The sequence below is a fragment of the uncultured Pseudomonas sp. genome, from assembly GCF_913774235.1.
GTDB lineage: Bacteria > Pseudomonadota > Gammaproteobacteria > Pseudomonadales > Pseudomonadaceae > Chryseomonas.
Map to the genome: position 1 here is coordinate 80,610 of NZ_CAJYDW010000012.1, position 24,066 is coordinate 104,675.

The 24,066-nt window shown below is 66.5% G+C and carries 24 protein-coding genes and 1 tRNA gene; 13 read left to right on the forward strand and 12 right to left on the reverse strand.

What is annotated here, in order from left to right; translation table 11 throughout:
- Positions 1–25 precede the first annotated feature (25 nt).
- Positions 26–196 carry a hypothetical protein gene (locus tag QZ471_RS09940; protein WP_295463211.1) on the reverse strand — a complete coding sequence of 57 codons (171 nt, stop codon included), beginning with the start codon at positions 194–196 and terminating at the stop codon, positions 26–28.
- A gap of 257 nt (positions 197–453) precedes the next feature.
- On the opposite strand from QZ471_RS09940, the gene QZ471_RS09945 reads away from it, so the two are divergent.
- Positions 454–783 carry a DHCW motif cupin fold protein gene (locus tag QZ471_RS09945; RefSeq protein WP_295464669.1) on the forward strand — a complete coding sequence of 110 codons (330 nt, stop codon included), beginning with the start codon at positions 454–456 and terminating at the stop codon, positions 781–783.
- 98 nt (positions 784–881) lie between these two features.
- On the opposite strand, the gene QZ471_RS09950 is transcribed toward QZ471_RS09945, so the two are convergent.
- Positions 882–966 (reverse strand) — tRNA-Leu (locus QZ471_RS09950).
- Between the two features lie 106 nt (positions 967–1,072).
- On the opposite strand from QZ471_RS09950, the gene queA reads away from it, so the two are divergent.
- The 6 genes from queA (at position 1,073) to QZ471_RS09980 (ending at position 7,172) form a co-directional block, all read left to right on the forward strand.
- Complete coding sequence (queA, locus tag QZ471_RS09955; protein WP_295463213.1) at positions 1,073–2,116, forward strand: tRNA preQ1(34) S-adenosylmethionine ribosyltransferase-isomerase QueA; 1,044 nt, start codon at positions 1,073–1,075, stop codon at positions 2,114–2,116.
- Between the two features lie 10 nt (positions 2,117–2,126).
- Complete coding sequence (gene tgt / locus QZ471_RS09960; RefSeq protein ID WP_295464671.1) at positions 2,127–3,245, forward strand: tRNA guanosine(34) transglycosylase Tgt; 1,119 nt, start codon at positions 2,127–2,129, stop codon at positions 3,243–3,245.
- Positions 3,246–3,393: 148 nt separating this feature from the next.
- On the forward strand, positions 3,394–3,738 hold the full coding sequence (yajC, locus tag QZ471_RS09965) for a preprotein translocase subunit YajC (protein WP_058762149.1): 345 nt from the start codon (positions 3,394–3,396) through the stop codon (positions 3,736–3,738).
- A gap of 64 nt (positions 3,739–3,802) precedes the next feature.
- Positions 3,803–5,671 (forward strand): protein translocase subunit SecD, encoded by a 1,869-nt coding sequence (secD, locus tag QZ471_RS09970; protein ID WP_295463218.1) that lies wholly within the window; start codon positions 3,803–3,805, stop codon positions 5,669–5,671.
- Positions 5,672–5,681: 10 nt separating this feature from the next.
- The gene (secF, locus tag QZ471_RS09975) at positions 5,682–6,587 is read left to right on the forward strand and encodes a protein translocase subunit SecF (RefSeq protein WP_295463219.1); all 906 of its coding nucleotides are present in this window, start codon (positions 5,682–5,684) and stop codon (positions 6,585–6,587) included.
- Between the two features lie 57 nt (positions 6,588–6,644).
- The gene (locus QZ471_RS09980) at positions 6,645–7,172 is read left to right on the forward strand and encodes a glycine zipper 2TM domain-containing protein (RefSeq protein WP_295463220.1); all 528 of its coding nucleotides are present in this window, start codon (positions 6,645–6,647) and stop codon (positions 7,170–7,172) included.
- Between the two features lie 152 nt (positions 7,173–7,324).
- Here QZ471_RS09980 and QZ471_RS09985 read toward each other — a convergent pair whose 3' ends face one another.
- From QZ471_RS09985 to QZ471_RS10000, 4 genes are all read right to left on the reverse strand, one after another.
- Entirely contained in the window at positions 7,325–8,365 is a 1,041-nt protein-coding gene (locus QZ471_RS09985) for an acyltransferase (protein ID WP_295463222.1), read from the reverse strand.
- Between the two features lie 286 nt (positions 8,366–8,651).
- The gene (locus QZ471_RS09990; RefSeq protein WP_295463224.1) at positions 8,652–9,200 is read right to left on the reverse strand and encodes a hypothetical protein; all 549 of its coding nucleotides are present in this window, start codon (positions 9,198–9,200) and stop codon (positions 8,652–8,654) included.
- A 283-nt stretch (positions 9,201–9,483) separates the two neighbouring features.
- On the reverse strand, positions 9,484–9,621 hold the full coding sequence (locus QZ471_RS09995) for a hypothetical protein (RefSeq protein WP_295463226.1): 138 nt from the start codon (positions 9,619–9,621) through the stop codon (positions 9,484–9,486).
- Positions 9,622–9,685: 64 nt separating this feature from the next.
- Complete coding sequence (locus QZ471_RS10000) at positions 9,686–11,038, reverse strand: MATE family efflux transporter (protein WP_295463228.1); 1,353 nt, start codon at positions 11,036–11,038, stop codon at positions 9,686–9,688.
- A gap of 104 nt (positions 11,039–11,142) precedes the next feature.
- Between QZ471_RS10000 and QZ471_RS10005 the strand changes: the two genes are divergently transcribed.
- From QZ471_RS10005 to bfr, 6 genes are all read left to right on the forward strand, one after another.
- Complete coding sequence (locus QZ471_RS10005; RefSeq protein WP_295463230.1) at positions 11,143–11,994, forward strand: DUF1989 domain-containing protein; 852 nt, start codon at positions 11,143–11,145, stop codon at positions 11,992–11,994.
- 89 nt (positions 11,995–12,083) lie between these two features.
- Positions 12,084–12,830: a 5-oxoprolinase subunit PxpA gene (locus QZ471_RS10010; RefSeq protein WP_295463232.1), complete on the forward strand. Its 747-nt coding sequence runs from the start codon at positions 12,084–12,086 to the stop codon at positions 12,828–12,830.
- Positions 12,827–13,504, forward strand: a complete 678-nt coding sequence (gene pxpB / locus QZ471_RS10015) for a 5-oxoprolinase subunit PxpB (RefSeq protein WP_295463234.1) — start codon at positions 12,827–12,829, stop codon at positions 13,502–13,504. Before QZ471_RS10010 ends, pxpB begins: the two co-directional genes overlap by 4 nt.
- Positions 13,501–14,433 (forward strand): biotin-dependent carboxyltransferase family protein, encoded by a 933-nt coding sequence (locus QZ471_RS10020; protein ID WP_295463236.1) that lies wholly within the window; start codon positions 13,501–13,503, stop codon positions 14,431–14,433. Before pxpB ends, QZ471_RS10020 begins: the two co-directional genes overlap by 4 nt.
- Positions 14,434–14,583: 150 nt before the next feature.
- Positions 14,584–15,474 (forward strand): PA4780 family RIO1-like protein kinase, encoded by an 891-nt coding sequence (locus QZ471_RS10025; protein WP_295463238.1) that lies wholly within the window; start codon positions 14,584–14,586, stop codon positions 15,472–15,474.
- Between the two features lie 120 nt (positions 15,475–15,594).
- The gene (gene bfr, locus QZ471_RS10030) at positions 15,595–16,092 is read left to right on the forward strand and encodes a bacterioferritin (protein WP_295463240.1); all 498 of its coding nucleotides are present in this window, start codon (positions 15,595–15,597) and stop codon (positions 16,090–16,092) included.
- 30 nt (positions 16,093–16,122) lie between these two features.
- On the opposite strand, the gene QZ471_RS10035 is transcribed toward bfr, so the two are convergent.
- The 6 genes from QZ471_RS10035 to QZ471_RS10060 form a co-directional block, all read right to left on the reverse strand.
- The gene (locus QZ471_RS10035) at positions 16,123–18,675 is read right to left on the reverse strand and encodes an ATP-binding protein (protein WP_295463242.1); all 2,553 of its coding nucleotides are present in this window, start codon (positions 18,673–18,675) and stop codon (positions 16,123–16,125) included.
- Between the two features lie 100 nt (positions 18,676–18,775).
- Entirely contained in the window at positions 18,776–20,104 is a 1,329-nt protein-coding gene (locus QZ471_RS10040) for a bifunctional DedA family/phosphatase PAP2 family protein (protein ID WP_295463244.1), read from the reverse strand.
- Between the two features lie 63 nt (positions 20,105–20,167).
- Complete coding sequence (locus QZ471_RS10045) at positions 20,168–21,313, reverse strand: cell division protein FtsQ (RefSeq protein WP_295463246.1); 1,146 nt, start codon at positions 21,311–21,313, stop codon at positions 20,168–20,170.
- A 10-nt stretch (positions 21,314–21,323) separates the two neighbouring features.
- Complete coding sequence (locus QZ471_RS10050; protein ID WP_295463248.1) at positions 21,324–22,739, reverse strand: MBOAT family O-acyltransferase; 1,416 nt, start codon at positions 22,737–22,739, stop codon at positions 21,324–21,326.
- Between the two features lie 13 nt (positions 22,740–22,752).
- Positions 22,753–23,403, reverse strand: a complete 651-nt coding sequence (locus tag QZ471_RS10055; protein ID WP_295463250.1) for an alginate O-acetyltransferase AlgF — start codon at positions 23,401–23,403, stop codon at positions 22,753–22,755.
- Positions 23,400–24,065 carry an SGNH/GDSL hydrolase family protein gene (locus QZ471_RS10060; RefSeq protein ID WP_295463251.1) on the reverse strand — a complete coding sequence of 222 codons (666 nt, stop codon included), beginning with the start codon at positions 24,063–24,065 and terminating at the stop codon, positions 23,400–23,402. The genes QZ471_RS10055 and QZ471_RS10060 overlap by 4 nt, the downstream gene beginning before the upstream one ends.
- Position 24,066 lies beyond the last annotated feature (1 nt).

The window sequence follows — 24,066 nt, forward strand, 5'->3', positions numbered from 1 at the left end:
CTCGCAAACGGATTTAGCGCGCAGCCTACTGATAGCGTTCCCATTCCCGATACTTGTCCATCAGATAGTTGCCAGCCGGCTGCCGACGCTTGCAGTCCTCACCGCTCAGCGGACTGGGCTCGCAGAGCGGGCCGGCATTGCTGTAGTGGTTGCAGCCGGACAGCAGTAGCGCGAGGCAAAGCAGTATCCATTGCAAAAGGCATCCTTCCTCTTGGTGAAAGCGAGGGCGATCTGGAGAGCATGCCTGAACAGTGGGTCCGGCGCATTCCTAGGGTACAGAATCCGTATCGAGCGGCGACTTTTGGAGGCGACGGTGCTACTTGCACCGGCATGGACTTCGGTGACTGGAGACAGTCTAGAGCCGCAAGTAGCGCGGAAATTCGTCCGATCTGTATCGCTTGACCGTCTTGCTGCCCAGGTAACATGCCCTTCCTGCACTGGATCGAGGCCGCCATGCAACTGAGCGACATTCCATTTGGAACCACCGATTGGTCGAAGATCGAACCTACGGCCCATCCTGGAGAAACCGGCTCGGCCCTCTGGCGTACCTGCCAGTTCGGTGCAATACGAGTGCGCATGGTCGAGTACAGCGCGGGTTACCTTGCCGATCACTGGTGTAGCAAGGGACACATCCTACTTTGCCTGGAGGGGAGACTGGACACCGAACTGGCCGATGGTCGCGTCTTCACCTTGACCGCCGGCATGAGCTACCAGGTGGCCGACAATGCAGAGGCGCACCGATCCTCGACCGTGACCGGCGCTAGGTTGTTTGTCGTGGATTGAGGCTGTGGGTGCCAGGGCTGCCGGGAACCGCCAGACACAAAAAAACCGCCTCGAAGGGCGGTTTCTTGGCTTCCATGATGATCATGGACGGTGATGCTTGGTGCCCCGGGGGAGACTCGAACTCCCACTCCTTTCGGAAACGGATTTTGAATCCGCCGCGTCTACCGGTTCCGCCACCGGGGCAATGGCGGCGGAGTATAGGGACGTGGGCAGGCCTGGTCAATCCAAAGTGCGTTGGTGAAAAAGGCCGCTTCCGGTAAGCTGTGCGGCCTTTCGAGATCTACCTGCCATGCACGTCGCCGACTTCCATTTCGACCTTCCCGAATCCCTCATCGCCCGTCATCCGCTGGCCGAGCGCCGCGGCAGTCGATTGCTGGTGCTCGATGGCCCCAGCGGTGAGTTGAGCCATCGCCACTTCGCCGATCTGCTGGGTTATCTGCAGCCCGGCGACCTGATGGTGTTCAACGACACCCGAGTCATTCCGGCGCGGCTGTTCGGCCAGAAGGCCAGTGGCGGCAAGCTGGAGATCCTGGTCGAGCGGGTGCTGGACGAGGAGCGGGTGCTGGCCCATGTGCGTTCCAGTAAGTCGCCCAAGCCGGGCAGCCGGATTCTCATCGACGGCGGTGCCGAGGCCGAGATGGTGGCGCGCCATGAGGCGCTGTTCGAGCTGAAGTTCGCCGAGCCCGTGCTGCCGCTGCTGGAGCGAGTCGGCCACATGCCGTTGCCGCCCTACATCGACCGGCCCGACGAGGCCGAGGATCGCGAGCGCTACCAGACCGTCTATGCGCGCAACGCCGGCGCCGTGGCCGCGCCCACCGCTGGGCTGCACTTCGACGAGCCGTTGCTGGAAGCCATCCGCGCCAAGGGCGTGGCGACCGCTTTCGTCACCCTGCACGTCGGCGCCGGCACCTTCCAGCCGGTGCGGGTGGAAAAAATCGAAGACCACCATATGCATCGCGAGTGGCTGCAGGTGGATCAGTCCGTGGTCGATGCCGTAGCCGCCTGCCGGGCACGCGGCGGTCGGGTGATCGCCGTCGGTACCACCAGCGTGCGCTCGCTGGAAAGCGCGGCCCGCGACGGCGAGCTCAAGGCCTTCGCTGGCGAGACGGACATCTTTCTCTATCCCGGGCGGCCCTTCCATGTGGTCGACGCCCTGGTGACCAATTTCCACCTGCCCGAATCGACCCTGCTGATGCTGGTGTCGGCCTTTGCCGGTTACCGCGAGACCATGGCCGCCTATGCCACGGCCGTGGCCGAGGGCTATCGCTTCTTCAGTTATGGCGACGCCATGTTCATCACCCGCAATCCCGGGGCCCAGGGCCCGGAGAGCTGATATGAGTTTCATGAATTTCGAATTGCTGGCTACCGAGGGCAAGGCCCGACGCGGTCGCCTGACCTTCCCGCGTGGCGTGGTCGAGACCCCGGCCTTCATGCCGGTCGGTACCTACGGCACGGTCAAGGGCATGTTGCCCGACAGCGTTGCCGACATCGGCGCCCAGATCATCCTCGGCAACACCTTCCACCTCTGGCTGCGCCCGGGGACCGAAGTGATCCAGCGCCACGGCGACCTGCACGACTTCATGCAGTGGCAGGGACCGATCCTCACCGATTCCGGCGGCTTCCAGGTGTTCAGCCTGGGCGCGTTGCGCAAGATCAAGGAGGAGGGCGTCTACTTCGCCTCGCCGGTGGACGGCGCCAAGGTGTTCATGGGGCCCGAGGAATCCATGGCCGTGCAGCGCGCCCTGGGCTCGGACATCGTGATGATCTTCGACGAGTGCACCCCCTATCCGGCCGATTTCGACACCGCGCGCCGTTCCATGGAACTGTCGCTACGCTGGGCCAAGCGCTCCCGCGAAGCCCACGGCGACAACCCTTCCGCGCTGTTCGGCATCGTCCAGGGCGGCATGCACGAAGAGCTGCGCCTGAGATCCCTGGAGGGCCTGGAAGGCATCGGCTTTGACGGCTACGCCATCGGCGGCCTGTCGGTGGGTGAGCCCAAAGAAGAGATGATCCGCGTACTGGACTTCCTGCCGCCGCACCTGCCGGCGGACAAGCCACGCTACCTGATGGGCGTCGGCAAGCCGGAAGACCTGGTGGAAGGGGTGCGTCGTGGCGTCGACATGTTCGACTGCGTGATGCCCACCCGCAATGCGCGCAACGGCCATCTGTTCATCGATACCGGTGTGCTGAAGATCCGCAACGCCGTGCATCGCCACGACGAGACGGCGCTGGATCCGACCTGCGACTGTTACACCTGCAAACATTTCTCCCGCGCCTATCTGCACCATCTGGATAAATGCGGGGAAATGCTGGGGAGTATGCTGAATACGATCCACAACCTGCGGTACTACCAGCGCGTGATGGCCGGTTTGCGCCAGGCTATCCAAGAGGGTAAATTGGCCGACTTTGTGGACGCCTTCTATGCTCGGCGCGGCCTGCCTACACCGCCGCTCGGCAGCTGAAAGCCCCTGTCCGATCGTTGCAGCGAAACGGCGCTAGTCCGCCGTCCGCCGCGGTCGTGAACCCGGGGCCCAGGCTCGTCGAGGTGGTCGCGAGCGATCGCCGGCATGTCTTCTCTTTCCGTCATCCAACTCTGCAAGGAGTAGTGCAATGAGTTTTCTGATTTCCACGGCCCAGGCCCAGGAAGCTGCCGCGCCGGCCGCCAACGCCGCACCGGGGGGTGAATACATTCAGTTCATCTTCCTGATCGGCTTCGTGGTGATCTTCTATTTCCTGATCTGGCGTCCCCAGGCCAAGCGCACCAAGGATCACAAGAACCTGCTGGGCGGCCTGCAGAAGGGCGACGAAGTGGTGACCACCGGTGGCATCGCTGGCCGCATCAACAAGGTCACCGACGATTTCGTGGTGCTGGAAGTGTCCGACAACGTCGAACTCAAGTTCCAGAAGGGCGCCATCGCCGCGACCCTGCCGAAGGGCACCCTGAAGGCGCTCTGAGCCTTCTTCACTCTAGCTAACACCGGGGCGCGCAAGGCGCCCCGCCTTTATCTCGGGCGGTGTCATGCTCAACAAATATCCCCTCTGGAAGTACCTGCTGATCCTGGCCGTACTGGTCGTGGGCGTCATCTATTCGGTTCCCAATCTGTACCCCGACGATCCGGCCCTGCAGATCAGCGCTTCCAGCACCGAACGCAAGGTCACCCAGGCTGAGCTGGACGGTGCCACCGCGGCGCTGACCGCCGCCAAGCTGGCGGTCAAGTCCGCTACGCTCAACGAAACTGGAACCCGTGGCCTGATTCGCCTGACTCGCGCAGACGACCAACTGCCGGCCCAGGAAGTTGTCCGCCGTAGCCTCGGCGACAACTTCGTGGTGGCGTTGAACCTCGCGCCCACCACCCCGCAGTGGCTGCGCAAGCTGGGCGCCAGCCCGATGAAACTCGGCCTGGACCTGTCCGGTGGGGTGCACTTCCTGCTGGCGGTGGACATGGACAAGGCCGTGGATGCGCGCCTGAAGGTCTATGACAACGAGGTCAAGACCCTGCTGCGCCGCGAAAAGGTGCGCTATCGCAGCATGCCCGACCAGAACGGTGCTCTGCAGCTCGGCTTCACCGACGCCGCCGACCTGCAGCAGGCGCAGAGCCTGATCCGCAAGAACTACGCCGATTTCGACCTGACCACCGACACCCGCGGCGACCTGCAGGTGCTGCGTCTGCAACTGACCGAAGCCAAGCTGCGCGAGATCCGCAACTACGCCGTCACCCAGAACCTGACCACGGTGCGTAACCGGGTCAACGAGCTGGGCGTGGCCGAGCCGCTGGTGCAGCGCCAGGGCGCCGACCGCATCGTGGTCGAGCTGCCGGGCGTGCAGGACACCGCCGAAGCCAAGCGCATCCTCGGCAAGACCGCCAACCTGGAATTCCGTCTGGCGGCCACTCCGGATACGCCACGCGCTTCGACCGAGAGCTTCGAGTTCCGCGAGCCGGGTCGTCCGGCAGTGCCGCTGGAGCGTAACGTCATCATCACCGGTGACCAGGTCACCGACGCCTCGGCGAGCTTCGACGAGAACGGCCGGCCCCAGGTCAACATCCGCCTGGATGGCCACGGCGGCGATCTGATCAATCGCGCTACCCGCAGCAACGTCGGCCGCAGCATGGCCGTGGTGTTCATCGAGCAGCGTCCGGTCACCCGCTACACCACCCAGACCGTCGACGGCGTACAGAAGGAAGTGGCGGTGCCCGGCTTCGAGGAAGAGCGGCGCATCATCAGCCTGGCGACCATCCAGTCGGCCCTGGGCAACAGCTTCCGCATCACCGGCCTGAACGGCTCGGGCGAGGCCTCGGAACTGGCGCTGCTGCTGCGCGCCGGTGGCCTGGCCGCGCCCATGTACTTTGCCGAAGAACGCACCCTCGGCCCGAGCCTGGGCGCCGACAACATCGCCAAGGGCATCGACGCCTCCCTGTGGGGCATGGTGTTCGTGTCGCTGTTCCTGATCGCCATCTACCGCTTCTTCGGTCTGCTAGCGACCATCGCCCTGGGCTTCAACATGGTGCTGCTGATGGCCTTGATGTCCATCCTGCATGCCACCCTGACCTTGCCGGGTATCGCCGGTATCGTCTTGACCATGGGCCAGGCGGTGGACGCCAACGTGCTGATCTTCTCGCGGATCCGCGAAGAGATCGCCAACGGCATGCCGATCCAGCGCGCCATCCATGAAGGCTTCAGTCGCGCCTTCACGGCGATCCTGGACTCCAACCTGACGACCCTGCTGGTGGGCGCCATCCTGTTCGCCATGGGCACCGGGCCGGTCAAGGGCTTCGCCGTGACCATGTCGCTGGGTATCTTCACCTCCCTGTTCACCGCCATCTTCGTGACCCGCGCCATGGTCAACCTGATTTATGGCGGCCGGAACGTCAAGAAGCTGTGGATTTGAGGACGCGGCGATGAAAAAGACCATCAACTTCATGGGCGTCCGCAACATCGCGTTCGCCATCACCGCCCTGTTGACCCTCCTGGCGCTGTTCAGCTGGTTCTACAAGGGGCTGAACTTCGGCCTGGACTTCACTGGCGGTACCCTGATCGAGCTGCGCTACGAGCAGCCCGCCGACCTCGGCAAGATCCGTCAGGAATTGCACGGGGCCGGCTTCGAAGAAGCCGTGGTGCAGAGCTTTGGCGCCACCACCGATGTGCTGGTGCGGATGCCCGGTGACGATCCCCAACTGGGCCAGAAGGTGACCGCCGCGCTGAAGCAGGCGAGCACCGACGGCTTCTCCCTGACCCGCACCGAGTTCGTCGGTCCGCAGGTGGGCGAGGAGCTGCGTGACCAGGGTGGCCTGGGCATGCTGCTGGCTCTGGGCAGCGTCCTGGTCTACGTGGCCTTCCGCTTCCAGTGGAAGTTCGCCGTGGGCGCCATCCTGTCGCTGATCCACGACGTGGTGGTGACCCTGGGCCTGCTGTCGTTCTTCCAGATCACCTTCGACCTGACGGTGCTGGCGGCGGTACTGGCCATCATCGGCTACTCGCTCAACGACACCATCGTGGTGTTCGACCGGGTGCGGGAGAACTTCCGGGTGTTGCGCAAGGCCAGTCTGATCGAGAACATCAACGTCTCGACCACCCAGACCCTGCTGCGGACCCTGGCGACCTCGATCTCGACCCTGCTCGCCGTGGTGGCCCTGCTGGTCTTCGGTGGCGACAACCTGTTCGGCTTCTCCCTGGCGCTGTTCATCGGCGTGCTGGCCGGTACCTACTCGTCGATCTACATCGCCAACGTGGTGCTGATCTGGCTGGATCTGAAGAGCGAAGACCTGATCCCGCCGCAGACCAAGGAACTCGACGAACGCCCCTGATGTCCTAGGCATGGCAAAGGGCCTTGTGCCCGCTATGACAGTAGTCAGGAGGTTGTAGTGAACAAGTCGATGCTCGTAGGAACGGTTCTGGGTGCCATCGTCGCCACCGCTGGTGGTGCCGTGGCTTACAGTTTCGTCGACCGCGGGCCTCAGTACGCCGAGGTCGTCGCCGTCCAGCCGGTGAAGGAAACGGTCAAGACGCCCCGCGAGGTCTGCAAGGACGTGACGGTGACCCACCGTCGCCCGGTCCAGGACCAGCACCAGATCGCCGGTACCGCCGTCGGCGCGGTAGTGGGCGGGCTGCTGGGCAACCAGGTCGGCAACGGCAGCGGCAAGACGCTGGCGACCATCGCCGGTGCGGTCGGCGGTGGTTACGCCGGCAACAAGGGTCAGGAATACATGCAGAACCGCGACACCTATACCACCACCCAGACGCGCTGCAACACGGTCACCGACAGCAGCGACAAGGTGGTTGGCTATGACGTGAAGTATCTGCTGGATGGCAAGATCGGCCAGGTCCGCATGGACCACGAGCCGGGCAAGCAACTGGAAGTGAAGAACGGCCAGGTGCTGGCCAGCCAGTGATTCGCCTCGGCGGCTGAAGCTTCAGGGCTTCAGCCAATAAAAAACCCGCTACCAGGTGACTGGTAGCGGGTTTTTTATTGGGTCTTGCGCGGTGACCGGAAAGGTCGTCGGTCCTGGCCAGGAGCGCGGGGTGCCCTGGCCGAGTGCCTCATTCAGACGGCGGGACGGGGCGTTTCAGCTTTGGGCCGAAGCCACCGCCGGGCGGAGATCCACGCCGGCGCCTCGAAGAGTCCGTTGATGTGGCGCGCTTCGAGGAATTTGGCGATGGCCACCGGCACCAGGATGCCGAAGGCGCAGCCGGCCACGATGTGCAGCAGGCCGTCGTTGATGTGCAGGCCCTTGCTCAGGATGATGCGCGCCCCGCTGCCGCTGAGTACGTGCATGACGTAGATGGGCATGGACAGGGTGCCCAGGGTCAGCAGCCACTGCAGCGGACGCTGTGCCAACACCATGCAGGTGGCGCTGACGAAGATGATGCCGTTGAGCGCCAGTACCAGGGTCGCCAGGCCACGGTCGGTGTAGACCAGGCCCAGCAGGCCGTGGAACCAGTATTCCAGCACCACGAACAGCAGGCCCGAGCCGACCATCACGCGGCCGGCCTGCTCCTCGATGGCCTGCTTGAAGTTGTTGAACCAGACACCGAAGGCGAAGAACACGAAGTTCTGTGCGGTGAAGGTGAAGAAGAAATCTTCCGGGCCGGCGTTCTGGAACAGATAGACCAGGGCGCCGAAGGCGAACACGGCGAAGAAGGCCATGGGCTTGGCCCAGCGGTAGGCGAGCATGGCCAGGCAGAACACCAGGAACAGTGCATAGAGGAACCAGAATTGCTGGCGGGGCTCCCAGACGGTCAGCACCTCGCTGAAGCTCACGCCACCGTTGGTGTAGCGCGACATCAGCGCCTCGACCGAGCCCTGCAGCAGCGACCAGACCAGGAACGGATAGACGATGGTGTCGATCTTGTTCACCAGCAGCCCGCCGGTACCGCGCTTGACGAAGGAGTTGTAGAAGAAGAGTCCGGACAGGAAGAAGAACAGCGGCATGTGGAAGCTGTAGATGACGCTGTCCACCAGACCGTGGAATTCGGCGTCCTGCAGGATGCCGGCGTTGAGCAGGCCGCGGACGACGTGGCCATAGACCACCAGGATGATGCCAATGGCCTTGGCATAGTCGACCCAGAGATTGCGAGTGTTCATTGAATGATCCTTTTCAAAAGAGAACCTGTGCCGCTGGAGCCAAGCGCTGGTGCAAACGAAAGCGTGATCGCTGCGGCGCCAGGGGCGCGCATCGCGACAGGTTCGATCATGGTAGGACTCCCGAAGGAACGACGTCCGTAAGTAGCCGGTGACAGGATGGGGCTCCTTGCCCGCGTTCTGACCGTGGCTATCTGCCATTGTTCATGGCTTGTTTCGGGCTAGACGTGAACGGGGCGACACTTTGGCGGCTAAGAGCGCAATTGTCCGACGAGCTGTTACCGAATGTTCAGAGGGACTGCTTGAGCAGCTGCAGTTGTTTCTCCTTGAGCAGCTGTTCGTAGCGGGGCGAGGTATAGATCAGCAGAACCTGTTTCTTGCGCGCGGCCCGGGCGCTGAACTTGTAGAAGACGGTGTCGTGATCGAAGGCCAGGTAGGCCTGGGCGTCGTCATCGTGGGACAGCTGCTCGAAGGCCTCGGCGGATGACTGGGACGAAGGCTTGCCATATTTCTGGGTCAGGCCCTCGGCGATCAGGAAGGACTGGGCCAATGGCGTGACGATGGAGAAGCGCAGGAACTTGCCGTCGATGAAGAAGGCCCCGGCTTCGACCTTCTCGCCGGCGAAGGCGAGGTCGTCGCAGCCGAGGTAGTCGACGCCATTCACCTCGCTCTTGCGTGGCTGGAAGTTGCATAGGCGCTTGGCGAGGAAGGTCTTCTGGTCGGTGCCGAACGGTACGCCCGCGTAGCCGTCGACGGCCCGTGCGTAGGGCGCCGCCAGTATCAGCAGAGCGATTGTGAGGAGCGCAAGGAGGGGCGACAGGCTGGACCTGACGGGCATGGTGACTTCGATTCCCTTCACGAAGGCCCAGGGGCCGACTTATCCCGGCCGATGTTAGTGTGGTGTTTCAGAAGTTATCTACACAATTTTGGCGGCGCTTTTTCGGCCTGAGCGTTGTTGCCCCTCCTTGCCATAGCCCTGCTATGACTCGTCGCGGCGCCTAGCTCAGACCAAAAAATCACTCGCCAATTCTTGCGCGAACTTCTGAAGCACCACACTAGAAGCTCGGCCGGGGCTTTACCACCCTCGTCGCTGGCTTTTGTCGAGGGGTTCAGGGTTGGCGTTAGGCGACGCCGGGCGGGATCTGGTCCTTGCCGTAATCCTTGAGCTTTTCCAGATTCTCCGGCTTCTGGTGCTCGGGGACATCGTCCGGCTCGACTGGGGTATCCAGGGGCTCCTGGTCTCGGGTGTCTTCGCTCATGGCAGGGCTCTCGGCAGGGGATTCCCGGCTTTGAGGGGCGCGCTACCCGGTCGGTTCCGCCGGCTCAGCTGCTGGGGGTGTCGGTCAACCAGCCTTCGCGCCGGGCCAGGCGCCAGGCCAGGACCGCCGAGATCAGGCCACGCAAGGCCATGAAGGTGAGGAAGGCCAGCCATAGGCCATGGTTGCCGAGTCCACGCAGCAGCCAGCCGAGCGGCAGTGCCAGCAGCAACGCCAGCAGCATCGAGTTGCGCATCTCTCGGGCACGGGTGGCGCCGATGAACAGGCCATCGAGCAGGTAGCTGACCATGGCGATCAGCGGCAGCAGGGCGAGATAGGGCAGATAATGGTGGGCTTCCTGGCGCACGGCGGCGATGTCGCTTTGCAGGGCGACCAACAGATCACCACCCAGGGCGAAGGCGACGGCGAACACCAGGCTGGCCAGCAGCGACCAGCCACCGGCGATCACCAGCACCCGGCGTAGGGTGGCCCCTTCGCGGGCGCCCAGAGCGTGACCGGCCAGCGCCTCCACCGCATGGGCGAGGCCGTCGAGGGCGAAGGCGGTGACCAGCAGGCCGTTGAGCAGCAGGGCATTGGCGGCGACGGTGGTCTCGCCCAACTGGGCGCCCTGGGCGGCGAACAGCAGGAATACCGCCTGCAGCGCCAGGGAGCGGATGAAGATGTCGCGATTGACCGCCAGCAGCGGTCGCCAGCTGGCGAGGCGGCCCAAGGCTGGGCGGTCGATCCGCCCCGGCCACAGGCGCAGACGGCGGAGCACCAGCCAGAAGCCGAGTAGCACGCCGCCCCATTCCGCCAGGACCGAGGCGAGGGCGATGCCCTGCACGCCGGCGCCGAGACCGAGCACGAAGGCGGTTACCAGCAGCACATTCAGGGCATTGGTGGTGAGCAGCAGCACCAGCGGCGTGCGCGCATCCTGGGTGCCGAGCAGCCAGCCGATCACGGCGTAGCTGAGCAGGGCTGCGGGCAGGCCGAGCAGACGCAGGTGCAAAAAGTGACTGGCCAGCTCGGCGAAGGCGGGGTCCAGGCCGAGCCAGGCGAGCAGGGGATCGAGTAGCAGGCTGACGAGCAGCAGCAATACCAGGGACAGGCTCAGCCCCAGCAGACCGGCCTGCAGGAGGATCTGACGCAGGGCGGCGCCATCGCGGCGGCCACTGGCCTGGGCGGCGAAGCCGGTGGTACCCATGCGCAGGAAGCCGAGGATGCCCAGCAGGGCGGTGTAGAAGGCCCCACCCATGGCCACCGCGGCGAGCTGGCGGGCTTCCGGCAGATGGCCGGCGATGGCGCTGTCGACCAGAGTCACCAGCGGCACGCTGAGATTGGACAGGATCATTGGCCCGGCCAGTGCCCAGACGCGGCGGTGCAGGACGGGATGGCGCCAGTCGGCGAGCAGGGAGGTCATGGGCGATTCGCAGCGGCCGCAAAGCCGCCATTGTAGGGCAGCCATCGCGAGCGGTCCTCCCCTTGCATGGCGGAAGGATTCGTTACCCCAGTCGGAGCTCTGCCATGTTCAAGCATTATCCCGCCGCCTATCAGCCGTCGCCCGGTACCGCCTTCGATGTCGACAAGGCGTTCTACGACCGCATCCGCAACCAGCCGGAGGGCCGCACCCTGGTCGAGGCGTTCGAGGTGCCGATCCGCACCGGGCGCGCCTGGCAGGTCCCGGCCGGCCATGTGTTCCGGGTCACCGCGCCTCATGGGCCCCAGGTGGGCGATTTCAACGTCTGGAATGCCCAGGACCCCCGCGAGCGCCTCTGGGCGGCGCGCACCCGGCAGCTGCAAGGTGCGCACGTCTCCACCTATGACCGGCTGTGGTCCAACCTGCCGTTCCTGCGGCCGCTGTTGACCATCACCGACGACACCCTGGCCAACTATGGTACCGACGAGCACGGCGGACGCATCCACGATCTGCTGGGCACTCGCTGCGATCCCTACGTCAACAAGCTGCTGACCGGCGAGGACTTCCACCACCACTGCCATTCCAACCTGACCCGTGCGGTATTGCCTCACGGGCTGACCGAATTCGATGTGCACGATGTGCTGAACATCTTCCAGGTCACCGGGTTGAACGAGGACGGCATGTATTTCATGAAGGCCTGTCCGGCCCAGGTGGGCGACTACCTGGAGTTCTTCGCCGAGATCGACGTGCTCTGCGCGCTGTCGACCTGTCCGGGCGGTGATCTGTCGGTGGCGCTCTGGGGGCCGGAGAAACAGGACCCGCTGTCGGTCTGCCGGCCACTCGGGGTGGAAGTCTATCGCCTGGCGCCCGAGTTGCTCGACGGCTGGCGCTCGCCGGAGCGGGCGCCCTATCGCGGCAACCATGGACTGGAGGTGGTCAAGCCGGCCTGGGAGCGATAGCGGCTTGTCTGAGCGGGCAGGCGTTTTTCGTTGGACAGCGGCGGTCGTTCTTTCCGACACTCAAGGCCATTGCCTTCGAGGACCCTGTTATGCCCGCCCGCCTGCTGCTCAATTGCGATTCCGGTGAAAGTTACGGTGCCTGGGGCATGGGCGACGATGCCCATGCCATTCCCCTGGTCGACCAGGCCAACCTGGCCTGCGGCTTCCACGCCGCCGATCCCCTGACCATGCAGCGCGCCGTGACCCTGGCGGTAGCCAATGGCGTGCAGATCGGTGCCCATCCGGCCTATCCCGATCTGGTGGGTTTCGGTCGCCGCCCCATGGCCTGCACTCCTGACGAGGTGGAGGCCATGATCCTCTACCAGATCGGCGCGCTGGACGCCTTCTGCCGCGCCGCTGGCGTGCGCGTCGAATACGTCAAACCCCACGGCGCCCTCTACAACGCCCTGGTCAAGGACGATGCCCTGCTCGCCGCTGCACTGCGCGCCTGCGCTCGCTATCGCGAAGGCCTGCCGCTGATGGTGCTGGCCAAGGCCGACAACGCCCGCGAGCAGCGCCTGGCCGAGGCGGCTGGTGTGCCGCTGTTGCGAGAGGCCTTCGCCGACCGTGCCTACCTGGCCGACGGCTCCCTGGCGCCGCGTGGCCAGCTCGGCGCCGTCCACCACGATCCCGAGCGTATTCTCGCCCAGGCCATCGCCATCGCCCGCGGCGACGACTTCCCCGGCTTCGATGGCCAACCCATGCGTTTGCAGGCCGACAGCCTCTGTGTGCACGGCGACAACGCCGAGTCCCTGGCGGTCCTGCGCCGCCTGCGCGCGGCACTGGACGCCCTATGATCGTCCTCAAGCCCTTCGGCGTGGCGGCCCTGCTGATCGAACTCGCCGAGCGCCCGGATGCCGACCTACCGGTGCGCATCGCCCGTCTCGGTGCGGGTATCCGTAGTGCCTTCGGTGGCGCGGTGACCGATTTGGTCGCGGGCTGGACCAGCCTGCTGGTGCACTACGACCCCCTGCGCCTGAACCTGGACCAGTTGCAGGCCGGATTGCAGCCGTTGCTGGCCGACTGGCCAGGCGCCGTGGACACCGCCGCGGGTGGGCGTCTGCACCAGGTGCCGACCCTCTACGCCGGTCCTGACCTGGCCGAGGTGGCCGAGCGTTGCAGCCTGAGCGAAGCCGACGTCATCGCCCGGCACAGCGGGCGCGATTACCAGGTGGGGGCCATCGGCTTCATGCCGGGCTTCGCCTTTCTCGGCGAGCTGGACGAACGCCTGGCGCTGCCTCGGCGGAGCACGCCACGGACCGCCGTGCCCGCCGGCAGCCTGGCCATCGCCGAACGCCAGACCGCCGTCTATCCCCAGGCCTCGCCGGGCGGTTGGAATCTCATCGGCCGCTGCCTGTGGACCGTCTTCGATGCCCAGGCCGAGCCGCCCTGTCTGCTGGCTCCCGGTGACCGGGTGCGTTTCGTGCCGGTCGATGCGGCGACCTTGCGCGCCCAGGGAGGCCAGCCATGAGCGGTCTGCAGGTCATCAAGCCCGGTCCCCTGACCCTGCTGCAGGACCTGGGGCGCCAGGGTTGGCAGCACCTGGGCGTGGCCCCCTCGGGGCCCATGGACGGCCAGGCCGCGCGCTGGGCCAATCGCCTGGTGGGTAATCCCGTCACTGCGCCGCTGCTGGAGATCGCCCTGGGCGGTGCGGAGTTCGAGATCCAGACCGACACCTGGCTGGCCCTCACTGGGGCGCCCCTGGACGCCCGGCTGGACGGCGAATCCCTGCCGCCTTGGTCGTGCTTTCCGGTTCGCGCGGGCGCGCGCCTACGCCTGGGCTTCGCCCAAGCCGGCCAACGGGCCTATCTGGCCGCCGCGGGCGGCGGCTTTCAGGCGTCACCGACCCTGGGCAGCGTGGCGAGCAACAGGCGTGAGGGCCTGGGCGGTGTGGATGGCCGGGGCGGGCCCTTGGTGGCCGGACAGGTTCTAGGGTGCGCCACGGTGCGCGGCCTGCACGAGCGTCGTTGCGGGCCGGCTTGGCGCTTCGTGCCGGACTACCGGCAGCGCCCGACGCTGCGGGTGATCTTCGGCGGCGATGCCGAGGCCTTCGGCACAGCGCAGCAGGAGGCATTCTGCGCGCAACCCTGGCGACTCAGCTCGCAGTCCGACCGCATGGGCATCCGCCTGGCCGGTGCTACGCCGCTGGTGCCACCGCGCCGACAATGGTCACTGGGGGTGGTGACCGGCGCCATCCAGGTGCCGCCCGACGGCCAGCCGATCGTGCTCATGGCCGATCGGCAGACCATGGGCGGTTATCCGTTGCTGGGCTTCGTCCATCCGCTGGACCTCGGGCGCCTGGCGCAGTGTCCGGCCCATCACGAGGTGCACTTCGCCCCGGTGGAACTGGCCGAGGCTCAGGCCGACTGGCGTCGTTTCCTGGCCTTCTTCGGTGGTTGAGCGCGCAGTCGGTCTTGCCGGAGGAATCTTGTCCGCTTCGATGAGTCGCACGCTCAGGGGCGATGCCGACTTCCCTTTCTCGGCGGCTGGCTTGAAACTTGCCTCGCCCGTCCCGTTGTGACGACCGACAAGAAGGAGCTGGAACCGGCGATGAAAACTCCCAAACGCATCGAGCCGCTGATCGAGGACGGCTTGGTCGACGAGGTGGTACGGCCCCTGATGAGTGGCAAGGAGGCAGCGGTCTATGTGGTGCGCTGCGGCAGTCAGGTACGGTGCGCCAAGGTCTACAAGGAAGCCGACAAGCGCAGCTTCCGTCAGGCCGCGCAATACCAGGAGGGGCGCAAGGTGCGTGGCAGTCGGGAAAACCGCGCCATGGCCAAGGGCTCCAAGTTCGGTCGCCGCGAGCGCGAGGACAATTGGCAGAACGCCGAGGTGACGGCGCTCTATCGGCTGGCCGATGCCGGGGTGCGGGTGCCCAAGCCCCATGATTTCCTCGACGGCGTGCTGTTGATGGACCTGGTCACCGACGGCAATGGCGAAGCCGCGCCGCGGCTCAACGACGTGACCCTGAGTGCCGAGGAGGCCCGTCGGTACCATGACCTCATGATCGGCCAGATCGTGCGCATGCTTTGCGCCGGCCTGGTCCACGGCGACCTCTCCGAATTCAACGTGCTGCTGGCCGAGGACGGACCGGTGATCATCGACCTGCCCCAGGCGGTGGATGCGGCCGGTAACAACCATGCCTTTCGCCTGTTGGCCCGGGACGTGGAGAACATGGCGCAGTACTTCGGCCGCTTCGCCCCGGAATTGCGCCAGACCCGCTATGCGCCGGAGATGTGGGCACTCTACGAAAAGGGCGAGTTGTACGTGCATTCGCAACTGACCGGTGAGTTCGCCGAGCGCGAAGGCCAGGCCGACGTCCGCGCGGTGATGCGCGAGATCGAGGCCGCCCGGCGTGACGAGGAACGCCGCCAGGCCGCGCGTCGCGAGCAGGACGAACCGAGCGGGCGCGAGGAGCCGCCGCCACCCTGGTTAAGCTGAGCGTTAAGCAGAACGATTAGCGCTGCGATGAGACGAACGGCCCCAGTGGTCGGCCGATGAACGGCGCCTGTGCGGGAGTGGCGCGCTAAACTGGCGGCATAACAGCACAGGACTCTTTTCATGCAAGGCCATCCGGACGTCATCAACTACCTTAACCAGCTGCTGCGCGGCGAGCTGGCAGCGCGTGACCAGTACTTCATCCACTCGCGGATGTACGAGGACTGGGGCCTGATGAGGCTGTACGAGCGGATCGGCCACGAGATGGAGGAGGAAACCCAGCACGCCGATGCCCTGCTGCGCCGCATCCTCTTCCTCGAGGGCACCCCGGACATGCGACCCAACGCCATCACCGTCGGCCAGACCGTGCCCGACATGCTGCGCGCGGACCTGGCCCTGGAGTACGAGGTGCGCGAGGCCCTGGCCCAGGGCGTGGCGCTGTGCAACCAGCACAAGGACTTCGTGACCCGCGAGATCCTGGTCGCCCAGCTGGAAGACACCGAGGAAGACCACGCCTACTGGCTGGAGCAGCAACTCGGCCTGATCGATAAGATTGGTCTGCAGAATTACCTGCAGTCGCAGATGAAGGGCGGTTCGACGCCCCACGGCACCGGTCTGTAGGACCTGCCGACCGGCGTCGCCAGGCGCCGGTCAGCCAGCGCTGGCGTCGCCCTCCGGCGCCCGCGGCAGATAGAGCGAGATGCAGGTGCCGACGCCAGGCGTGGTGTCCACCCGGATCTGGCCGCCGGATTGGTGCACGAAGCCGTGCACCATCGACAGCCCCAGCCCCGTGCCCTGACCCGGCGGCTTGGTGGTGAAGAAAGGATCGAAGATTCGTTCGCGGATGTCCGGCGCGATGCCCGTGCCGGTGTCGCTCACCTGTACCCGCACATAATCGCCGGCGGGCAGGCCCTCCGGCCGCTCCGGGGCGGTCTGCGGCAGGTTGGCCGTCGCCAGTAGCAACTGCCCGCCCTGGGGCATGGCATCGCGGGCATTGATCGCCAGGTTGAGCAGGGCGCTTTCCAGCTGTACCGCATCGATCACCGAGGGCCACAGCTCGGGTGCCGGGCGGGCCTGGACGTCGATGGCCGGGCCGACACTGCGGCGAATCAGCTCCTCCATGGCCAGCATCAGCTCGTTGACGTCGGTGGCCTTGGCTTCCAGGGTCTGCCGTCGGGAGAACGCCAACAGCCGCTGGGTCAGGGAGGCGGCACGCTCGGCATAGGCCTGGGCACCGCCGAGCAGGCGGTCGAGCTGGTCGGTGCGCTGCTGTCGCAGGCGGCGCTCGATCAACTCGAGGCTGCCGATGATGCCCGCCAGCAGATTGTTGAAGTCATGGGCGATGCCACCGGTCAACTGGCCGATGGCCTCCATCTTCTGCGCCTGATGCAGTGCCTGCTGCGCCTGGGTCAACTCAGCGGTGCGCTCGGCGACCCGCTGTTCGAGGGTTTCGTTGGCGGTACGTACCGCCTGGAACAGCTGCGCCTGCTCGATGGCGATGGCCGCACGGGCCGCCAGCGCCGCCATCAGCCGTTCGTGGCGCGCCGTGAAGCGCGCCGGCTCGGGATGGCCGAAGAACAGCCCACCGAGCACGCTGCCGTTGCGTGCCACCACGGCGACTGCAAGGTAGCTGCGCAGGGGCAGGCCATCAGCGGACATGGCTTTGCTATAAAGGGAGTCGCAGGTCACGTCGTCGGCGCGCACCACGCCTTGGTTGCCCAGGGTTGGCGCGAACAGCGCCGTGGCTCTGGGCCGGCCGAGGCGCTCGAATACCGCGCGGTCGGGGCCGGACAGGGTGAAGAGTTCCTGACAACTGCCGGTCGCGCCGGCCTGCTGGTTGAAATAGGCACCGAAGCGCGCCCCGGTGAGTTCGACGCCGGCGTCGGTCACCGTCTGCACCAGGTGGGCGAGATCGAGTTGCGCGGCCAGCTCCGTATCGATGCGCTTGAGCGCTTCCAGGGTACGGGTCTCTTCGCGCAGCTCCGCCTCGGCGCGCTTGCGATCGCTGATGTCGACGATGAATTCGAAGGCGCTGCCATCGGGCAGCCGCTTGGCCGCGACCAGGGCCCAGCCGGTGGTGCCGTCGCGCCGCGGGTAACTGCGTTCCTCGGGTGGCAACTGGTCGTCATTGCGCCGCAGATAGGGGGCGGGCCAGGCGATGCGGCCGGCGCGCAGGTCGTCGTGGTCGTGACCACTCATGCGCAGGAAGGCGTCGTTGGCATCGATCAGGCGGCCGGCGGGATCGAAACAGAGGGCGCCGACCGTCTCGATCTCCAGGGCGGTGCGGAAACGCCGCTCGCTGGCTTCCAGCGCGGCCTGGGCCAGGTGGGCCTCGGTGACGTCCTGGCCCTGGCAGAAGATGCCGATCACCTGGCCGGCTTCGTCGGTCAGGGGTTCGTAGATGAAATCCAGGTAGAGGGTGCGTATCGGTTCGCCTGCGCGCTCCAGCCGCAGCGGGGTGCGCTCGGCGACGAAGCGCCGACCGCTACGGTAGACCTGATCGAGCCACTCGAAGTAACCCTGGTCGCGCAATTCGGGGAAGACCTCGCGGACCGCACGACCTTCGAAGGCCCGCTCGCCGAACAGCCGGCGGTAGGCGACGTTGACGAAGTCGAAGACGTGTTCCGGGCCGCGGACGATGGCGACGAAGCCAGGTGCCTGCTCGAACATCCGTCGCTGGCGCGCCGCCTCGGCGGCGCGGTGGCGTTCGGCGAAGATCCGTTGGGTGGTCTCGTGGCCCTGGTTGAAGATGCCGGCGATCTCGCCCCCTTCGCCACGGATCGCGGTGAAGCTGTAGTTCCAGTAGGTCTCGCTGACCACACCTTGACGCTTCATCGGCAGCATCTGGTCGAAGACGGAAAAGCCTTCGCCGGTGGCCATCACCTGGTCGAACTGAGGGCCGACCACCGGCCAGATATCCTGCCAGACCTTTCGCGCCGGACGACCGAGCGCCCAGGGGTGGCGCTCGGCGGGAATGGGCGCCCAGGCGTCGTTGTAGAGCAGCAGCAGGTCGGGGCCCCAGTAGATGGCGGTGGGAAAGCTGGAATTCAGGCAGATGCTCAGTGCCGAGCGCAGCGATTGTGGCCACTGCGCCGGCGGACCTAGGGGCGAGTCCGACCAGTCGTGGGTGCGCAACCGGGCGCCCATATCGCCGCCACCGGCGAGAAAGTCCAATTCGTTCCAATCGGCAATCTGCGCTGCCATCTATCGTGCCCCCCCGGCCACATCTGCAATTCCAGGCGTTCAGACCACAAGGGAAGCGGAACTGCAGGACCCTGAGCGGATTTTTTGGTTCGCCGCGCCCTTACAGCCGGGGCGCATATCGCTCGATGGCCTCTGGCAGCGCCCAGCCGGCGGCGAACACGAAGAGCAGCAGGATCAGCGGCAGCAGCACCAGCCAGAAACGGGTAGGTACGGGTTCCAGGCGATTGCCGCCGGTCTTTTGCAGCAGCGCCAGGCTCAGGCCGCAGAAGCCCCCGGCGAGCAGGGCCCCGGCGAGGATGTCGGTGGGCCAGTGCACACCCAGGTAGACGCGGCTCAGGGCGATGAGCACCGCCGGCAGGGTGGCGATCACCAGCCAGGCCAGACGTCCGCGCGGTCCGTAGCGACGGCCGACGAGGATGCCCAGGGTGAGGAAGAAGGCGAAGGAAGCCGAGCTGTGGCCGCTTGGCAGGCTGTAGGTGGTCAGGGGCTCGGCGAGTACGTCCGGCCGGGCACGTGCCAGCAGGTTCTTCAACTGGCCGTTGGCCAGCGCGGTGCCCAGGGTGGTGCCCAGGGCGAACAGCAGCGGACGCCACTGGCGGAAGGCGGCGAGTACCAGGATCAGCAGCGCGGCGGCGATCAGCTGGGTACGGAAGTCACCCAGCCGGGTAATGACCACGGCGACCAAATTGAGCCAGCTCTCGCGGTGTTCCTGGACCAGCGCCATCAGGCCTTCGTCGAAGGCGCGCAACTGGTGCCAGCCGAACAGCAGTGCCAGCAGGCCGGCCAGGCAGAGGGCGCCGCTGAGCAGGGTGGTGCCGGCGCGCTCGCGCCAGGCGCCGTGGGCGATGACCGCCACCAGCACCGCGACGCCGCCGAGGATGATGCCGGCCTGCTGCCAGAAGCCTTCCGGCAAGGGCAGGCGGAAGGCGGCGCCGGTCACCCAGCCGGGGCCGAGGTAGGCGATGGACCAGCCGGCGGCGGCCACCAGGCTGACGCTGATGAATTTCACCAGCGGCATGTCGAGCATGCCGGCGATCAGCGGCAGCAGCGGGCGCAGCGGCCCGATGAAGCGACCTACCAGCAGGCTGGCCACGCCATACCTGTGTATGAAGCCTTCGGCCGAGCCGATCCACTCCGGATGAGTGCGCAGGCCCGGCAAGGCGCGGATGCCCTGGTGGAAGCGGCGACCGATGAAATAGGACACGGCATCGCCAAGGATACCGCCGAGAAAGCCCAGCAACAGGGTGTCGAACAGCCCCAGCGCCCCGTTACCGGCGGCGATGGCTACGGCGAAGAGCACCACCGTGCCGGGCACCACCAGGCCGGCCAGGGCCAGGCACTCGAGAAAGGAGATGATGAAGATGGCCGTGCCCAACCATTGATGATGCTGGTTGATCCACTGGGTCAGGCCGGCGAGCAGTTCCGTCATCGAAAGGCTTCCTGGGGTCCGGGGTTCGCGTCCTCAGACCGGCAGGAATTGCCTTTGGTTGCCTCAAGGACGCGGATCGAGACGTAACGCCTCGGGGCCGGGGGATTGTAAATCGCGTTCGGGGATTTCCCAGACCAATAACTGTGGCGGGGTTTGTCGAAACGCGGGACTGGCGAAGTAGTCGCGGGCGGCACCGGCGAAATGCCCGCCGTCCTTGGCGAAGCGACCGATGCTGGCGCCCAGGGCCTGTTCGAGGAAGGGCAGGAAGTTGGAATTGCGCGAGAAGGAGGTGCCGATCAGCGCCAGGTTGGGCAGGTCGCCGTCGCCGAAGAGGTCGTCGCTGGCGGTGGCCGCGGCGCGGCTGTCCACCTGGGTCAGGGTGAGCAATTCGGGCAGCGGCTGCAGGCGGGGCGGCAGCCAGTCCAAGCCGGCCAGCCGCACCAGGTCCCCAGGGCGCGGGGCCGGAGGCAAGGCGGTACGGCTGAAGTCGCGAGCGGGCGTGGCCTGGAAGGGCAGGGCCTTGATCCGCGCGGCCAGGGCTTGCGCAGCGGCGTCGGCGCCGGCTTCGTTCCAGTGGGTGTCGGTGCGCAGGAAGGCGCCACTGCCTAGCGGTGTGAGTACTGGGGTGAGGTCGAGCACCGGCACCTGGGCCGCCGCGAGCAGGTGGGTCCAGTCGGCGATGCGGCTGGCGAAGGCGGCCGGGCGGCGCAGACCGCACAGCTGGTCGGCGGCGATGCGGCTCTTGTCCGGTACCACGGCGACCAGCAGGCGAATGTGGCGGGCGGCGAGCTGGCGCTGCAGTTCGATCACCGTCTGGGCGCGGGCCCGGGCATTGGCGGCGGCGTGGCGATGGAGCTCCAGCTCCTCGGCGAGGAACAACCAGCCCGGGCAGCCCTGGCGCACCCGTGGGCCGGTGTCGCCGAGCAGCAGCCAGCTGGCGCCCCGCTCCAGGCGGGCGGCGGCTTCGGGCAGCGGCGCCTTGGCCAGCTCCTTGGCGATGTGGTGGGTGATCTCGCCTTCGAGCAGGGCGTGGCGATCTACCTGCCCGGGCCACAGCGAGAGGCGATCGGTGAACAGCGCCCAGGCGCAGGAGGCGAGGCCGATGGCCAGGAACAGGGCGAAGACCACCCCGGCAACGGGTGCCAGGCGGACACTGGTGGCGCTGGGCGGTTGGGGCGCGGGCGAGGGCGGCAGGGCGGGAGCGCTCATGACGGCGGCCTCAGAACTGGAAGTAGAGGAAGGGCACGGCTTCGCGGCTGGCGATCAGCGCGAAGCAGAGCAGGAAGCCGGCCACTGGCCAGAGGGCGCCCAGGCCGCGCAGCAGGGCGCTGCCGGGCAGGCGCGCCTCGATCCGCGACTGCCAGAGCGGGGCGATGACGCAGGCCACGCCGAGGGCGGCAGCCAGGCCGTGCACCGGTCTCAGGGTAGCGGCCAGGGCATCGCCCAGGGCGAAGCCGTGCAGGCCGAACTGGCCGGCGTACAGCGACAGCGCCGTGGCGGAGTCCGGCGCGCGGAACAGGGTCCAGGCGAGGGCCACGAATAGTAGGGTCAGGCCGTGGGCCAGGGGACGCGGCAGCGGCCGGCCGCCGAGTTCGTCCCAGAGTCGATCCAGGCACAGCGCCAGGCCGTGCAGCATGCCCCAGAGCAGGTAGTTCCAGCTGTCGCCACCGTGCCAGAGGCCGGCGATGGCCATGGTCAGGAAGAGGTTGCGATAGGTGCGCCAGCGGCCGCCGCGATTGCCGCCCAGGGAGATGTAGAGGTAGTCGCGCAACCAGCTGGATAGTGACAGGTGCCAGCGCCGCCAGAAGTCCTGGATGCTGCGGGCGAGATAGGGCCGGTTGAAGTTTTCCGGGAAGTGGAAGCCCAGCATCAGACCCAGGCCGATGGCCATGGCGCTATAGCCGGCGAAGTCGAAGAACAGCTGCAGCGAATAGGCCAGGCAGCCGATCCAGGCGTCGACGAAGGACGGCTGGTCGAGATGGAAGGCCACGTCCACCAGCGGCGACAGGGTGTCGGCCACCAGCACCTTCATGCACAGGCCGATCATGAAGCGGCGCGCGCCGAGGGCGAAGTTCTCGCGGTTGAACCAGCGCTGGTTGAGTTCGCGGCGCACCCAGTCGTAGCGGATGATCGGGCCGGCGATGGAGTGGCCGAACATGGAGATGTAGGTGGCGTAGTTGACGAAGCTGCGCTCCACCGGCACCACGTGGCGATGGACGTCCACCAGGTAGGAGATGGCCTGCAGCACGATGAAGGATAGCCCGGCTGGCAAGGCGACCTTCTGCCAGTCCAGCGGCAGGGCGCCGGCGGTGACCAGCACCTGGCTCCAGGTGGCGGCGACGATGTTGGCGTACTTGTACCAGCAGAGCACCGCCAGGTTGATCACGATCAGCCCGGCGAGCAGCCGTAGCCGGGTCTTCGACCCCTCCCGCGCCCGGTCCAACAGCAAGCCGCCGACCCAGGCCAGCAGCGCCAGGGCCATGTGCAGCAGCAGGAACAGCGGACTCAGCCAGCCATAGAACAGCCAACTGCCCACCAGCAGTACCCCGTTGCGCCCGCCAGGCCGCGCCAGGGCGTAGACCAGCAGGAACAGCGGCAGGAAGAGGGTGAGGAATTCCAGGGAGGCGAAGACCATCGAGAAGCTGTCCTTAGCGGGCGATGCTGTCTTGGGCGGCGAGCAGTCGTGGGCCCTTGGCACCGGGCAGCAGCAGCACGCTGTAGCGCTCGCCGGCCTTGAGTTCGCCCAGGTCCAGCGCCTCACCGGTGGCCTGGCCGGCGCAGGTCAGCTGCACCTTGAGCGCCACGGCGTTGAGGCTGCGGCGCTGCAGGGTGCCGTCGGCCACGTCCTTGAAGATGTCGGCATTACGACCGGCGGCCTGCAGTCCGGGCGTCGCGCACTGCGGGTCCAGGCTGTAGAAGGCCAGCGAGGCCTTGAGCGCATTGAAGTCGTCGGGCTGCTCGCGCACCACGCGCTGCACCAGCGGCGAGCCGGGCAGTACCACCAGGGTGGCGAATTCGCCGGCAGCGACGGTCAGCTCCAGCGGGACCTTGGCCGCGCCCTGGACCAGTTCGCCCTTGATCGCCTTGGTGGCCGGGACGGTCAGGTAGTCGGACACTGGCTTGGCGGCCTCCACCTGCAGCCGCGCGGCGGAGCCGGAGGCCAGCAGGGTCAGGGGCTCGCTGCCGGCGTTGACGAATCTGAGGAAGGCGGAGTCTTCGCTGGGGCCGGTGGGGTAGAGAGAGACTTCGGCCTGGGCGAACCCCGTCGCCAGCAGGCCGAGCAACAGCAGGGCCTTCACTGGGCGGCTCCCTTGAGCTTGTCGGCGGGCAGCTTGTTCAGGGCGTCGACGATGGACGCGCTCCAGGCCTTGTAGCCCGGACCGGTGAGGTGCTGGCCGTCGATGGTGGCCCACTGGCCGGGCTTGGCGAAGCTCAGGGAATCGATGTAGCTGCAAGGGGCGACGTTGCTGGCGAGGAAGCTCGACATCAGCTTGACCCGCTCGAAGGTCTTGCCGTACTTGCCACCCTCGGTGCCCCAGGCCGGGCCGACCCAGGCGCAGTGGGTCTTGGTCGCGGCAATGGCCTTGGTCAGGCTGGTGGTCTGCTGCCAGACCCAGGTCTTGGGAAAGCTGGGATTGGTGTAGCTGGCCATGGTGTCACCCATGACGATCAGCACCAGATCGGGCTTGTCGGAGGCGATCAGTTCGTTGATCGGCTGGGTGGCGGCCTTGCCGCCGAGCACCACGGCCTTGTCGCCGTTGCGCCGCTCGGCGCCGCCGCAGGTGCCCGGGGTGACCTTGAGCCAGTCGCCGGCGTTGGTGCCGCAGATACCCAGGGTGTGCACCTTGGCGCCCTGCTGCACCAGGCTGTCCTGCAGGGCGCCGATCAGGTAGTCGGGGGTGGCCAGATGGCTGTCGCCGATCATGAGAATGGTGAGGCCGGTGAGGAGGCTGGCTGCCATG

Bases quoted from the DNA above. Each gene is read 5' to 3' on its own strand.
- QZ471_RS09945 (WP_295464669.1), top strand. From the start codon at position 454: ATGCAACTGAGCGACATTCCATTTGGAACCACCGATTGGTCGAAGATC.
- QZ471_RS10035 (WP_295463242.1), bottom strand. From the start codon at position 18,675: ATGGCAGCGCAGATTGCCGATTGGAACGAATTGGACTTTCTCGCCGGT.
- QZ471_RS09985 (WP_295463222.1), bottom strand. From the start codon at position 8,365: ATGAACACTCGCAATCTCTGGGTCGACTATGCCAAGGCCATTGGCATC.
- pxpB (WP_295463234.1), top strand. From the start codon at position 12,827: ATGATCGTCCTCAAGCCCTTCGGCGTGGCGGCCCTGCTGATCGAACTC.
- QZ471_RS10000 (WP_295463228.1), bottom strand. From the start codon at position 11,038: ATGACCTCCCTGCTCGCCGACTGGCGCCATCCCGTCCTGCACCGCCGC.
- QZ471_RS10010 (WP_295463232.1), top strand. From the start codon at position 12,084: ATGCCCGCCCGCCTGCTGCTCAATTGCGATTCCGGTGAAAGTTACGGT.
- queA (WP_295463213.1), top strand. From the start codon at position 1,073: ATGCACGTCGCCGACTTCCATTTCGACCTTCCCGAATCCCTCATCGCC.
- QZ471_RS10005 (WP_295463230.1), top strand. From the start codon at position 11,143: ATGTTCAAGCATTATCCCGCCGCCTATCAGCCGTCGCCCGGTACCGCC.
- tgt (WP_295464671.1), top strand. From the start codon at position 2,127: ATGAATTTCGAATTGCTGGCTACCGAGGGCAAGGCCCGACGCGGTCGC.
- QZ471_RS10040 (WP_295463244.1), bottom strand. From the start codon at position 20,104: ATGACGGAACTGCTCGCCGGCCTGACCCAGTGGATCAACCAGCATCAT.
- secD (WP_295463218.1), top strand. From the start codon at position 3,803: ATGCTCAACAAATATCCCCTCTGGAAGTACCTGCTGATCCTGGCCGTA.
- yajC (WP_058762149.1), top strand. From the start codon at position 3,394: ATGAGTTTTCTGATTTCCACGGCCCAGGCCCAGGAAGCTGCCGCGCCG.
- QZ471_RS10050 (WP_295463248.1), bottom strand. From the start codon at position 22,739: ATGGTCTTCGCCTCCCTGGAATTCCTCACCCTCTTCCTGCCGCTGTTC.
- bfr (WP_295463240.1), top strand. From the start codon at position 15,595: ATGCAAGGCCATCCGGACGTCATCAACTACCTTAACCAGCTGCTGCGC.
- QZ471_RS10020 (WP_295463236.1), top strand. From the start codon at position 13,501: ATGAGCGGTCTGCAGGTCATCAAGCCCGGTCCCCTGACCCTGCTGCAG.
- QZ471_RS09990 (WP_295463224.1), bottom strand. From the start codon at position 9,200: ATGCCCGTCAGGTCCAGCCTGTCGCCCCTCCTTGCGCTCCTCACAATC.
- secF (WP_295463219.1), top strand. From the start codon at position 5,682: ATGAAAAAGACCATCAACTTCATGGGCGTCCGCAACATCGCGTTCGCC.
- QZ471_RS10060 (WP_295463251.1), bottom strand. From the start codon at position 24,065: ATGGCAGCCAGCCTCCTCACCGGCCTCACCATTCTCATGATCGGCGAC.
- QZ471_RS10045 (WP_295463246.1), bottom strand. From the start codon at position 21,313: ATGAGCGCTCCCGCCCTGCCGCCCTCGCCCGCGCCCCAACCGCCCAGC.
- QZ471_RS09995 (WP_295463226.1), bottom strand. From the start codon at position 9,621: ATGAGCGAAGACACCCGAGACCAGGAGCCCCTGGATACCCCAGTCGAG.
- QZ471_RS10025 (WP_295463238.1), top strand. From the start codon at position 14,584: ATGAAAACTCCCAAACGCATCGAGCCGCTGATCGAGGACGGCTTGGTC.